Origin of the sequence: Qipengyuania flavescens (assembly GCF_029688735.1) — a bacterium.
GTDB lineage: Bacteria > Pseudomonadota > Alphaproteobacteria > Sphingomonadales > Sphingomonadaceae > Qipengyuania.
Window position 1 is genome coordinate 12,494 of record NZ_JARULD010000005.1, and the last position, 12,568, is coordinate 25,061.

Genomic DNA, 12,568 nt, shown 5'->3' on the forward strand with positions numbered 1-12,568 from the left:
CATGGACAGGCTAGGCGGCTATTTCGGCGCGCATGAACCGGACGATCCGGTCGACGACTATGTCGACGAGGACGATGCCGATATCCAGCCCCCGCCGTCTCCCGTCGGTCAGGACGAGCGGCGCATGCAGGTGCGCGCCTACAACCACTGGGCCAGCCTGCTCGGCGATCGCAACTATCCCGACATCGACGATCTCGAGCCCGACCGGCTCGACGACTTCGGCCCCTATTCCGTGCTGCTCGACTTCACCGACGGGATCGAGGACCCGGCCGTGCAATATGTCGGCGCGGATCTGGCCGACGAGTGCGGCCATGACGAGCTGATCATCCGCCTGTCGGATGTGCCGAGCCGCTCCGTGCTCAGCCGCATCACCGACCACTACATGCAGATCCTCGCCAACCAGGCGCCGATCGGATTCGAAGCGGAATTTGTCAACGATCGCGGTTCGACAGTGCTCTATCGCGGGATTTTGCTGCCCTACTCGAGCGACAACGAGACGATCGATTTCATCTACGGCGTCATCAACTGGAAAGAGATGGCCGACCAGTCGACGGCGGACGAGCTGCTGCTCGAAATCGGGCAGTCGCTGGGCGAACACGAGGAAGAAGCGGCCAGCTCCGCCGAGCCGGATACGCTCGAAACAGCCGAGACCCTGACAGCCGCCGATGGTGCTGAAGAAGCGGTTGAGGGCGAGGACGTGAGCGACGACATTCTCGACCTCGGCAGCGCGGAGATGGTCGTGGAAGAAAGCGAAGACGCCCTGCCCCTGCCCGCCTTCGGAGCAAGCGCCACTAGCGAGCAGGACATCGGCTCGAGTCGGATCGACGCGCTCGGCAATCCGATCGGCGCGCACCCCGGCCAGGACGACACCGACTATGTCGACGATGGCGGCGGGTTCGACGATTTCGACAACAGCATAAAGACGGCGGCCGATTACGGCCTGCCCGACTGGGACGAAGATCCCGAAGCCGACGATGTGGACGATCTGGTCGATCCGCTCGACGACGAGGAAGCCTCGAGCAGCCTGATGTCGCTCGTCAGCCGTGGAGAGCGGAGGAAGAAGGCCGTCGACCTTTCGGCCAGCGAAGCCGCGCCTGCCGTACCGCAAGGCTACGAAGGGGAAGAGCCCGATGCGGCTTTTGTTATGCCCGAAGCCTATACGCCGCCGGTGGAGGACGAAGCCGAGGCGGACGAAACATCCGAATGGGCGGATTGGGATGGCGCGGACGAGGCGGTCGAAGCCTTCGAACCGGAACTCGCGCCCGAAGAAACACCCGAGCCCGAACCGGTCGCCGAAATGGTGCCGGAACTCGAACCGGAAACGGCGGTCGAGGCGGAGCCCGAAACCGACTCGGTCCCAAGCGAACCGGACTACCGGCCGGCCGTCGTGGTCGATCCCGAAGATGCGCCGGAAGGCCTCTACGATTGCCTCGCCGCAGCGCGGGAGCAGGCGCAGGCTGCACAGAATACCGAGGATCGCAGCCGCAAGGCGCTCTATGCCGCGGTCGCGCTGGCTTACGACTTCAGCCTCGAATCGCAGGACGATCCCGACGGCTTCGAAGACCTGCTTTCGGACAACGGCCTGACCGTTCAGGACCGGGCGCCGATGACGCCGGTGGTCAAGCTGGTCTTCGGCGCGGATTACGACAAGACGCGCCTTACCGAATATGCCGCCGTCTTGTCCCACGCCCATCGCCTCAACGTCGAGCGCGGTGCGCTGGCAGCCTTCCTCCACGAAGCCGAGGGCGGGCTCAAGGGCGTCGTCCAGGCCGAGCGCCGGGCGCGCAAGGAAGAGCAGGGCAAGCAGGTCGACGACCACAAGGCGATCAAGCCCGCGCTGGCACGCAAGCTGCGCAAGCTCGACGAACTGGCGCTGGCCGATCTCGACGAACACGGTCCGGAATTCGCGCTGGTCATGGTTCGCCGGACACCTTCGGGCGAGCTGGTTGTGCTGGGCGAATTGCCCGAGGATATCCCGGCGCTGGAGCGCGCCGCACGCAAGCTGCTCGGCTGACGCGGCTTACGCATTCCAACTTTGCAGTTGCTTAGGGGGCCCGCGCTTCGCTAGCTCCGGCGGCGATGCCCTTTCGCCCGACCGCTCCGGTTCGTATCCAGCCCTATTTCGGCTATCGCAACGAAACCCGCCTGTTCATCACGGGCCGCGCCCTGCGCTCGCGTGTGGGCGCCTTCGAGAAGCGCAGCAAATGGCGCGCCGCAAAAACCATGCTGGCGCAATTCGCCAGCCACGAGGTGCCCGAACTGCCGGTCCAGCTGGAGATCGTCAGTCCCTCCGGCGAAAACCGGCGGCATCAGGGGCTGACCGACAAGGAAGGTTTCGTTCGCTTCGACATTACGCTCGACGGCGACTGGCCGCTGGCCGACACGCCGGAATGGGAAACTGTCGTCTTCCACTGGAGCAATGGCGAGGGCGAACATTGCGTGGACGGACATGTCTTGGCTCCCGGCCGGACCACCGGCCTCGGTGTCATTTCCGACATCGACGATACAATCATCGAAACCGGCATTACCGGCGATTTCCGAGCGGTGCTGCGCAACTGGCGGCGCGTGTTGCTGCAGATGCCGGAAGAGCGCATTCTCGTGCCGGGTGCGGATGTTTTCTACAACGCACTCGGTGGCGGTGAGCCCCTATCCGAAGGGCAGGGTCATGCGGGCGAGCATCTGAGAGCAAGCGACCGGCCGTTCTTCTACGTTTCTTCAAGCCCGTGGAACCTCTTCAGCTACCTCGTTACCTATATCCGAAGCCGCGGACTGCCGCTTGGCCCCATCATGCTGCGCGACTGGGGCCTCAACCGCGACACGTTCGGATCGGGCAGCCACGGTGCCCACAAGCGCGCCGCTATCGAGGGCATTCTCGCGACCTATCCAGATCTCAAGTTCGCCATGATCGGCGACGACAGCCAGGGCGATCTGACTGCATTCGGCGCCATCGCGGTCGATAATCCCGGCCGCATCCGCGCTATTTTCATTCGCAAGGTCGGCGAAGCCATGAGCCCCGAAGAAACCGCCGCCAAGGCCGCGATCGAAGCGGCTAACATCCCGCTGTGGCTGGGCGACAGCTATGAGACCGGGCACGAATTTCTCGCCTCGATCGGCCTGCTCGGCGATCAGGAAACGCGCGCGATTGTCGATACGATCAAGGAAACGGACCCGAAAGCGAAGTGAAACGCATGCTGAAGATAGTCGCAGTGCTGGTCGGCATATTCGTGCTGCTGGGGATTGGCCTGTGGCTGGCGGTGCGTGCGAATGGCCCTGCCGTCCTCGACACGGTCGACCGGATTGCCGGTCCCTCGAACGAAGTCGAACTGGTCGAAACCGCGCGCTATGGCGACAATCCCGAGCAGAAGCTGCGCGTCTATCGCGATGAAACGGCATCCGGCCCGCTGCCCGTATTCATCTTCTATCACGGCGGTGCATGGGCGCATGGCGACCCCGACGATTACGGCTTCATCGCGCGCAATATCGCGCCGGAAGGCTATGTCGTGGTTCTCGGCGGTTATCGCTTGAACGAAGCTGGCCGTTATCCCGCGATGCTGCAGGATACCGCGTCGGTCATTGCATGGACGCGTGCCAATATCGCGCAATTCGGCGGCAATCCCGACCATATCGTTCTGTCCGGCCATTCCGCTGGAGCCTACAATGCGGTGCAGGTCGCGCTGGATAAGCAATGGCTCGACGATGCCGGAGTCCCGATGGACGCAATTCGGGGCGTGGTGGGCCTGTCCGGGCCCTACGATTTCCACCCGTTCGACACCGATCGCAGCAAGGCCGCCTTCGAAAGCGTGGGTGCCGGACCGGAAAGCCAGCCGGTCAATCAACCCCTCGCTAATGCGCCGCCAATGCTGCTGGTCCATGGCGAAGCCGACACGGTCGTAAAGATCCGCAATTCGCAGGCACTGGCGCGCGGTCTGGACGAGGCTGGCTCGCAAGTCGACACACTGTACCTACCCGATGCCTCGCACAACGCGCCTCTGCTCGCGCTCACCAGTCCATGGCGGCGAGACCCTCAGGTGTTCGACCGTGTGACGCAATTCCTGCGCCGGGTTACCGACGTTTCAGTTCCGGTTCAGGCCGCGAAGCCTTAGCACGGCATGATGCGCTTTCTCGCCCGCCTGCTCGCCGTTCTTGCCGCCGCCATGCTGGCCGCACAGCCGGTCGCCGCACAAAGCGTTCTGCGCGATGCGGAGACCGAGCAATTCCTCGACGAAATATCCGAACCGCTGATCGAAGCCGCCGGGCTGGAGCCGGCGAATGTCGACATCATTCTGGTCAATGATCCCTCCATCAACGCCTTCGTTGCGGGCGGGCAGGCAGTCTATATACATAGCGGCCTGATCGAGGCCGCCGACAGCGCCGGAGAAGTCCAGGGCGTGATTGCGCACGAACTCGGCCACATCACCGGCGGGCATATCATTCGCTACAGCGAAGGTATCGGCACGGCGTCGAAAATCTCGCTGCTCTCCGTGCTGGCCGGCATTGGCGCGGCCTTGGCAGGCGCGGGTGAAGCTGCGGCGGGGATCATGGCGCTCGGCCAGCAGGCGGCGATGGGCAAGTTCCTCGCCTTCACCCGCACGCAAGAAGCCTCCGCCGACCTGGCTGGTGCGGAATATCTTTCCGAAGCGGGAATTTCCGGCCGCGGTTCGCTGACCTTTTTCGGCAAGCTGCTCAACCGTGAATTCCGCTATGGCTACAGCCAGTCCGACGAGGCAGGCTTCTACCGCACCCACCCGCTTTCCGGCGATCGCATCCGCACGCTGACCGAGGTCTACGAAAAAGACCCGGCCTGGGATGCGCCGCGCAATGCTGCGCAACAGGCCAGGTTCGAGCGGGTGAAGGCCAAGCTCACCGGCTACATCGCCAAGCCGAACGAGACGCTGCGCGACTATCCCGAAACGACGAACACCATCCCCGCGCTCTACGCCCGGGCCTATGCCTACCACAAGAACGCCCGCGTCGATCGCGCACTGGAAACCGCGGATGCGCTGCTGGCGAAGGACCCGGAAGATCCGTATTTCCTCGAGCTGAAGGGTCAGGTGCTGCTCGAATCGGGGAGGCCTACCGAAGCGCTCGATCCGCTTCGCCGCGCGACAACTCTCACCAATTCGCAGCCGCTGATCGCCAGCATGCTGGGCCACGCGCTGATCGCGACCGAGGACCGGGTTAATTTCGAAGAGGCCGAGAAAGTGTTGCGCGCTGCCGTGGGCCGCGACCGCTACAATCCCTTCGCGTGGTACCAGCTTGGCGTGGTTTATGCCGAACGCGGCGACATGCCGCGCGCCCGCCTTGCGAGCGCGGAGCAGCAGGTGATGAGCGGGCAGTACGGCCTCGCCATGCGCAGCGCGCAATTTGCCGAGGCGGCGCTGCCCCACGGTTCGCCAGACTGGCTGCGCGCGCAGGATATCGGCATGCAGGCCCGGGCCCTGCTGGAACGACAATGCGAAATGGAAAAGGGTCGCAATTGCGACGGACGGCGTTAGGGTCGCAGGCGACATGAAACGCAACCTCGTCACTGCGCTGCTGGCGCTTGTCTTCGGCTTCCTGGGCGCCGCGATCTGGTCGGCAAGCGGGCTCGGCAACGGGCAGACGCGCGAATACCTCGTGTCCAATCCCGACATTTTGCCCGAGATGGCGGAAGCCTATCAGCGGGGGCAGGCGAGTGATCGGCTGGCGCAGGTGGACGACAGCGTGCGGGAAGCCTTCCCTGGCGCGGTGCTCGGCAATCCGGACGGGTCGAAGGTGCTGGTCAAGTTTACCGACTACGGCTGCACCTATTGCCGCCAGTCCATCGCGCAAATCGACGCAATGATCGCTGCCGATCCCGACCTCAAGGTCGTGGTGCGCGAATGGCCGATCTTCGACGGCAGCGAGCAGGCGGCGCGCATGGCCCTCGCCGCGGCGCGACAGGGCAAGTACCCTGCGTTTTACCACGCCATGTTCGAACTCGGCCCGCCGAGTGAAGCGACGATCGCGCAGGCCGGGCGGATCGCGCAGCTCGACATGGAGGCGGCGCAGCGCTTTGCAGCGTCGGAAGAGGCGACTGCCGAACTCGCGCGAAACATGGGCCTGGCCCGCACGCTCGGGTTCAGCGGCACGCCGAGCTGGATCGCAGGCGACGAGGCGATCGAAGGGCTGGTCCCCGCAGCACGCCTGCAGGACGCGCTCGACAGCGAGGCCTAGGAACTACTCGTCGAGCGCCTTGGCATAGGCGGAGGCCAGCGGGCGTGCCATCACCCGGCGCACCATCGGTTCGAAGAATTCCAGCGGTTCGCTGTCGTAATCCGGGTCGAACGCCGCCTGGTCGTATTTTTCGCAGAATTCGCGGCACGCCTCGTAATGCGGATTGTCCTTGAACTGGTCGCGCGCGTTCTGGTCCATGCCCAGGAAATGGAAGTAGTAATATCCCTGGAAGGCGCCGTGGTTCTGGCAGATCCAGTGGATCTCCTCGCTCACGAAGGGCTTGATGATCGAGGCCGCAACCTCGGGATGGTTGTAGCTGCCCAGCGTGTCGCCGATATCGTGCAGCAGCGCCATCACCACATATTGCTCGCCGCGACCGTCGCGATGCGCGCGAGTCGCGGTCTGCAGCGAATGCTCCAGCCGGCAGACCGGGAAGCCGCCGAAATCGCCGTCGAGCAGCTTCAGATGGTCGAGCACGCGATCGGGCAAGCCCTTCGCAAAGGCGCGGTATTCGCCTGCAATCAGGTTCCAGTCTTCCTTGGTGCCTTCCTTCATCTCGCGGAATTTCGCGCGTTCCGCGACCGAATGGCCTATGTTTTCCTGAATGCCCATCGCATGCCTCTCTCGCTTTGCCTGTTGCAAGCAGTGTAGCGGCTGGCGCAGTTCGTCGCAATTGGGCTAGGGAGCAGGGCAATGGCCGTGTTGCCCATCCGTCCGACGCCGTTCTTCGCCAACAAGAACCAGGCGTTCTGGAACCTCCAGCTGGCCGGCTGGGGCGGGGCGACGATGCTGCGCGCAATGTCCGCGCTCGCCAATGGCCAGCCGGCCGACCGGCTCGTCATCATCCTGATCGCGACGATCACAGGCTTTTCGATCAGCCTGATCCTCGCCGTCGTCTACAGCCAGCTGATCAAGCAGAAACCACTGGTGACCTGGGGTGTCACCGCTGTCGTGCTAGGCGGCGCGACCGGCGTCTATGCCTTCATCGACAGCTGGGTGCTGGAGGTGGCAGGCGGCGCCAATACGGGCAATTTCGCCAGCCTCTTCGTCGGCATCTTTTTCTTCGACCTCACTCTGCTCGGCGCGTGGTCGGCGCTTTATTACGCGATCAATTTTTTCCTCCAAGTGGAGGAACAGGCAGACCGGCTGGAGCGGCTGGAAGCGCAGGCCACGAGCGCGCAGCTCGCCATGCTGCGCTACCAGCTCAATCCGCACTTCCTGTTCAACACGCTGAATTCGATCAGTACTCTGGTGCTGCTGAAGCAGACCGAGACGGCCAATGCGATGCTCACGCGCCTGTCCAGCTTCCTGCGCCATACGCTGGTCACGCAGCCCGGCGGCAAGGTGACGGTGGCGCAGGAGGTGGAGACGCTGAAGCTCTATCTCGATATCGAACGCATGCGCTTCGAAGAGCGGCTCCGCACCGATTTCCGCATCGAGGAGGAGGCCGCCAAGGCCACTCTCCCCGCCATGCTGCTGCAGCCGCTGGTCGAGAACGCGATCAAATATGCCGTCAGCCCGCAGGAGGAAGGGGCCGAGATCGCAGTGATGGCGCAAGTCGTCGGCCCGCGCCTGCGCGTGACCGTGTCCGATACCGGTCCCGGCATGAATGCGCAGAACGTCGAGGACGGGCTCCCCGCCGTACGCCCCAGCCGCGCGCGCCGCGATTCGACCGGCGTGGGCCTCACCAACATCCGCGACCGCCTCGCCCAGGCCTATGGCGAAGAACATCGCTTCGAAATTCGCTCGCCCGAAAGCGGGGGCTTTTCGGTTCTCATCGAACTGCCCCTGGGATCGGACGAGGAGCCGGCCGCGCTAACCTCAGCGCCACAATCCGCCCCCCAAACCGCAGCATCCCAGAAACCCGCGGGCCCCTCACCCGTTGAACCGCTGCAACCTCCCCGGAAAGCACCGCAAACGACATGACTATTCGCACTATCCTCGTCGACGACGAAAAGCTCGCCATCCAGGGTCTCCAACTGCGCCTCGAAGCGTTCGAGGACGTCGAGATCATCGAAACCTGCCAGAACGGACGCGAGGCGATCCGCGCGATCAAGACGCAGAAGCCCGACCTCGTCTTCCTCGACATCCAGATGCCCGGTTTCGACGGTTTTTCCGTCGTCCAGGGCGTCATGGAAATCGACCCGCCGCTGTTCGTTTTCGTCACCGCGTTCCAGGAACACGCAATCCGCGCCTTCGAGGCGAACGCGGTCAATTACCTGATGAAGCCGGTGGACGAAGACAAGCTGGCCGATACGATCGAGCGCGTCCGCCAGCGCCTCGCCGAAAAGAAGAGCACCGACGATGTCGAGCGGCTCAAGAACGTCCTCTCCGAAGTTGCGCCCGAAGCGGCCGAGGAACTGGCGTCCGGCGAAGATGCCGAGACCGCCGGTCGGTACGAGAAGCTGATCAACGTAAAGGATCGCGGCCAGATCTTCCGCGTCGAGACCGACACGATCGAGCATATCGAGGCCGCGGGCGACTATATGTGCATCTACACCGGCGACAATTCGCTGATCCTGCGCGAAACGATGAAGGATCTCGAGCGCCGCCTCGACCCGCGCAAGTTCCAGCGCGTACACCGGTCCACCATCGTGAATCTCGACCAGGTACGCCAGGTGAAGCCGCATACCAACGGCGAATGCTTCCTTGTGCTGGATTCCGGCGCGGAGGTGAAGGTGAGCCGTTCCTACAGGGATGTCGTTGCTAGGTTCGTCCACTAAAAACCTTGGATGAGTCCGTTTGCCCTGAGCTTGTCGAAGGGCCGCCCTTCTTTTCGATACCAGCATCGGAAGTAAGAACGGTGCTTCGACAGGCTCAGCACGAACGGAGAATTTCTTTTGTTTAGACTCGCAGGCTTCGATCTCGACCAATTCGTCCGCGATACGCTGGCCGAAGATTTGGGCGAGGGCCTGCCCGGCGGCGGGGTGGACGTTACAAGTGAAAGCGTGATCCCCGCCGACGCGCGCTTCGCGGGCGTGATGGACACGCGCGATGCGATTTATGTCGCGGGGCTATTGGTGGCCGAGGCGTTCTTCCGCGCGCTCGATGCGGACATTCGGATCGATATTCTTGTCGAGGAAGGGGCTAGCGTATCCGCAGGCACCGATCTCATGCGACTGGAAGGCAATGCCCGCGCCATGCTTACCGCCGAGCGGGCTGCGCTCAACACGGTGCAGCACCTCTCCGGCATCGCGACCATGGTCGCCCAATATGTCACCGCGATGGACAATCCCGACTGCACTCTGCTCGACACACGCAAGACCATCCCCGGCCTGCGACATCTCGAGAAATACGCCGTGCGCATGGGTGGCGGCGCTAATCACCGCATGGGCCTGTGGGATGCCGCGATGATCAAGGACAATCACGTGCTTGTCGCCGGCAGCGTGGGCGAAGCCGTCCGCCGCGCGGTCGAGGCTGGCGTAAAGGATATAATCTGCGAGGTCGACCGGATCGACCAGATCGAACCCGCGCTCGAAGCCGGTGCCACCCGCCTGCTGCTCGACAATATGGAGCCGCCGGCCTTGCGAGAAGCGGTCGCGCTGGTAGCAGGCCGCGTGCCGACCGAGGCGAGCGGCGGGATCAACCTCGACACCATCAAGGCAAAAGCGGCAACAGGCGTGGACTACGTCTCCGTCGGCCGCCTCACACAAAGCGCGCCCGCCGCCGATATCGGACTGGACTTTACGCCGCTCTGATTACGCGGCATCTGCCGTCCAGTAACGCAAATCATGCGGGAGAGACCGGGTGCGCCCCCAATCCATAGTCCTGTTCGATCGCCTGTTTCTGGCGTCGCTCGTGCTGGCCCTGATGAATGCCGTGCTTGCCTATTCAACGCTGGTCGAAGAGGTCGAGGCCGATCCCGCGCTTGCGCAAATCGGTGGCGGGCCGATCGTCATCGGAGTGGTGCTCACCAGCCTGCTGATACCGCTGGTGCTGTGGTATTTCATCGCGCACCGCGCCAGTAACATCGCCAAGTGGCTGCTAGTCGCCCTGGTTGCGATCGGCCTGTTCTTCGGCAATTTCAGCTTCAGCGATGGATTCAACTTGCCGGCAGTGCTCGGCCTCGTGGTGACGCTGCTGCAGGTCGTCGCTATCGTCATGCTCTTCCGTGCGGATGCCCGCGCCTGGCTCGAAGGCGACGCTGCCGCCAGCGAATGACACCTCCAGCTTGTGTGACACTGTGTTGTGCCATCTTTACGCTAAACAAGTAATCGGCCATTCCCCAGATGGACGGGTGGGGAGAGAACATTGAAGCCAAGGTCGATCAGCCGGTTCGAGGGGTGGTACTTCCTCGCGGTCGTGCTCAGCATCGTGTCGACGGCGCTCGGCTGGTCGGACATGTCTACCTATACCGACGCTGTCATCGACGAATCCGGCGCAAGTTCGCGGGGTATGGGTCTTGTTCTGCTGTTCTCCTCGGTGGCGATGTTCCTCGTGCTGGCGCTGATCTTCTGGGCCGCCATCGTGCTCTCGCGCCTTGGCGCTGCCCGTTGGGTGCTGGCCCTCCTGATCGCCTATGCCACCTATTCGGTTGGCATGCGGATCGCCAATACTGCCATGGGTCTCGGCCTCATCGCCGACATCGCTGCCGTGGCGAGCGCGGCCATCGCCGTGTCTTTCCTGTTCAGAGCGGATGCTAGGGCATGGTTCGGCAAGGATGACGGGCAGGTTTCCGATCAGGTCTAGCCTCGCCCGCGCTGCAATTGCTGCGCTGGGTCTGGGCAGTATCGCCAGCCCGGCGCTTGCTCAATCCTACCAGTGCCGTCTTCCCGCTCAACTTAGCGTCCCCGCAATTACGCCGGATGCTCCGCCGCGCAGACTGCCGGTGACCGGCTACACGCTGGCGGTCAGATGGAGTCCGGAGTTCTGCAAGGGCCGCGAGGGGCAGGCGCGCCATGCCCGCCAATGCTCGCACCGCGCGGGCCGCTTCGGCATGGTGGTGCACGGATTGTGGCCGGAGAGCGGACGGACATGGCCGCAATGGTGCGGATCGCAGCGACTGCTGACCGCGCGAGATTTGCGCCCGAACATGTGCCTCTCGCCCTCCGCCAGCCTGCTCGCCCGGCAATGGGCGAAGCACGGCAGCTGCATGACGCGCCGCCCGGCGACCTATTTCAAGGTGACCCGCATTCTGTGGAACGGCCTGCGCTGGCCGGACTTCGACCGCATCAGCCGCGAGGACGACCTGAAGGCCAGCACGATCCGCACACGCTTCGTCGACGCAAACCCCGGCTGGACCCGCGCGGCAGTAGGCGTGAAGCTCAATTCCCGCGGCTGGCTGCAGGAACTGCGCCTCTGCTACGACAAGCGCTTCATGCCCAAGACTTGCGACCGGGCACGATTCGGCGCGCGAGATGCGGTGCGGGTGAAAATCTGGCGGGGTTTGTGAGATCCCCCTCACCAAACCCAAATATATCGGTCGCCCTCCGTGGGCCCTCGCTCAGCGCCGCGCCCTAAAAAACTCGCGCATCAGCTCCGCTGCGCGCGCCTCTCCCATGCTGGAGTAGACTTCAGGCCTGTGAAGGCACTGCTTCTGTTCGAAAACTCGCGCTCCGTGCTCGACTGCGCCGCCCTTCGGGTCGCTTGCGGCGTAGTAGAGCTTTGCGATGCGCGCATGGACGATGGCGCCGGCGCACATGGCGCAGGGCTCCAGCGTAACCCACAAATCGCAGTCGGTCAGGCGTTCGTCGCCCAGTGCCTCTGCGGCGCGGCGGATGGCGAGGATTTCCGCGTGGGCGGTGGGGTCGTGCGTCTGGCGCGGCGCGTTGTGCGCCTCTGCGATTACCTCGCCATGGCGCGTCACAACCGCCCCCACCGGCACCTCGCCCGCCGCCGCGCTGGCTTCGGCCAGTTCGAGCGCGCGTTGCATGGGTTGCGGGAGGGTCCAGGCGGGCATATCGAGGCCTCGCTAGCCCCCGCGTAAGGGCGGCGCAACGTGCTTGACGATTCGCACCCCCGCCGCTATGCGCGCCGCTTTCCGGGATAAACGAACCCCGCATCCGCCTCGCGCGGGCAAGGGAACGCGCCCAACCATTCGAATCGAACGAGAGACGTATCATGTCGCGCATTTGCGAACTCACCGGCAAGGGTCGCCAGGTCGGCCACAATGTGAGCCACGCCAACAACAAGACCAAGAAGGTCTTCCTGCCGAACCTGCAGAACGTCACGCTGATGAGCGAAAAGCTCGATCGCAGCTTCAAGTTCCGCGTCTCGACCCAGGGCTTGCGCTCGGTCGAACACAATGGTGGCCTTGACAACTGGCTGCTGAAGACCAAGGACGAGAAGCTTTCGGCCAACGCGCTCAAGGTGAAGCGCGAGCTGAAGAAGGCGAACGCCGAAGCCGCTTAAGGACGAGCGCTGCGGCGCTACT

14 protein-coding genes are annotated in these 12,568 nt (G+C 63.8%); 12 read left to right on the plus strand and 2 right to left on the minus strand.

The genetic code is table 11. The features are described from left to right. Position 1 precedes the first annotated feature (1 nt). From P8R33_RS14835 to P8R33_RS12770, 5 genes are all read left to right on the plus strand, one after another. Positions 2–2,014 carry a PAS domain-containing protein gene (locus P8R33_RS14835; protein ID WP_446532516.1) on the plus strand — a complete coding sequence of 671 codons (2,013 nt, stop codon included), beginning with the start codon at positions 2–4 and terminating at the stop codon, positions 2,012–2,014. Between the two features lie 65 nt (positions 2,015–2,079). Continuing rightward, positions 2,080–3,183 carry an App1 family protein phosphatidate phosphatase gene (locus P8R33_RS12755; protein WP_278329344.1) on the plus strand — a complete coding sequence of 368 codons (1,104 nt, stop codon included), beginning with the start codon at positions 2,080–2,082 and terminating at the stop codon, positions 3,181–3,183. Positions 3,184–3,188: 5 nt separating this feature from the next. After that, on the plus strand, positions 3,189–4,103 hold the full coding sequence (locus P8R33_RS12760; RefSeq protein ID WP_278329345.1) for an alpha/beta hydrolase: 915 nt from the start codon (positions 3,189–3,191) through the stop codon (positions 4,101–4,103). Positions 4,104–4,112: 9 nt separating this feature from the next. Beyond that, a complete protein-coding gene (locus P8R33_RS12765; RefSeq protein ID WP_278329563.1) occupies positions 4,113–5,495 on the plus strand; it encodes a M48 family metalloprotease in 1,383 nt (460 codons plus the stop codon). A 13-nt stretch (positions 5,496–5,508) separates the two neighbouring features. Next, positions 5,509–6,195, plus strand: coding sequence for a DsbA family protein (locus P8R33_RS12770; RefSeq protein ID WP_278329346.1), 687 nt, complete (start codon positions 5,509–5,511; stop codon positions 6,193–6,195). A gap of 3 nt (positions 6,196–6,198) precedes the next feature. On the opposite strand, the gene P8R33_RS12775 is transcribed toward P8R33_RS12770, so the two are convergent. Next, on the minus strand, positions 6,199–6,807 hold the full coding sequence (locus tag P8R33_RS12775; protein ID WP_278329347.1) for an HD domain-containing protein: 609 nt from the start codon (positions 6,805–6,807) through the stop codon (positions 6,199–6,201). Between the two features lie 81 nt (positions 6,808–6,888). On the opposite strand from P8R33_RS12775, the gene P8R33_RS12780 reads away from it, so the two are divergent. The 6 genes from P8R33_RS12780 to P8R33_RS12805 all read left to right on the plus strand — a co-directional run bounded on the left by P8R33_RS12780 (position 6,889) and on the right by P8R33_RS12805 (position 11,587). Beyond that, the gene (locus P8R33_RS12780) at positions 6,889–8,121 is read left to right on the plus strand and encodes a sensor histidine kinase (protein ID WP_278329348.1); all 1,233 of its coding nucleotides are present in this window, start codon (positions 6,889–6,891) and stop codon (positions 8,119–8,121) included. After that, positions 8,118–8,918 (plus strand): LytR/AlgR family response regulator transcription factor, encoded by an 801-nt coding sequence (locus P8R33_RS12785; RefSeq protein WP_278329349.1) that lies wholly within the window; start codon positions 8,118–8,120, stop codon positions 8,916–8,918. Before P8R33_RS12780 ends, P8R33_RS12785 begins: the two co-directional genes overlap by 4 nt. A 117-nt stretch (positions 8,919–9,035) precedes the next feature. Beyond that, a complete protein-coding gene (gene nadC, locus P8R33_RS12790) occupies positions 9,036–9,893 on the plus strand; it encodes a carboxylating nicotinate-nucleotide diphosphorylase (RefSeq protein WP_278329350.1) in 858 nt (285 codons plus the stop codon). A 49-nt stretch (positions 9,894–9,942) separates the two neighbouring features. Continuing rightward, positions 9,943–10,356, plus strand: a complete 414-nt coding sequence (locus P8R33_RS12795) for a hypothetical protein (protein ID WP_278329351.1) — start codon at positions 9,943–9,945, stop codon at positions 10,354–10,356. Between the two features lie 90 nt (positions 10,357–10,446). Continuing rightward, positions 10,447–10,884, plus strand: a complete 438-nt coding sequence (locus tag P8R33_RS12800) for a hypothetical protein (protein ID WP_278329352.1) — start codon at positions 10,447–10,449, stop codon at positions 10,882–10,884. Next, positions 10,856–11,587, plus strand: coding sequence for a ribonuclease T2 family protein (locus P8R33_RS12805; RefSeq protein WP_278329353.1), 732 nt, complete (start codon positions 10,856–10,858; stop codon positions 11,585–11,587). Before P8R33_RS12800 ends, P8R33_RS12805 begins: the two co-directional genes overlap by 29 nt. Positions 11,588–11,638: 51 nt before the next feature. On the opposite strand, the gene P8R33_RS12810 is transcribed toward P8R33_RS12805, so the two are convergent. Next, positions 11,639–12,094, minus strand: a complete 456-nt coding sequence (locus tag P8R33_RS12810; RefSeq protein ID WP_278329354.1) for a nucleoside deaminase — start codon at positions 12,092–12,094, stop codon at positions 11,639–11,641. A gap of 161 nt (positions 12,095–12,255) precedes the next feature. Between P8R33_RS12810 and rpmB the strand changes: the two genes are divergently transcribed. Continuing rightward, the gene (gene rpmB / locus P8R33_RS12815) at positions 12,256–12,546 is read left to right on the plus strand and encodes a 50S ribosomal protein L28 (RefSeq protein ID WP_278329355.1); all 291 of its coding nucleotides are present in this window, start codon (positions 12,256–12,258) and stop codon (positions 12,544–12,546) included. Positions 12,547–12,568: the final 22 nt, after the last annotated feature.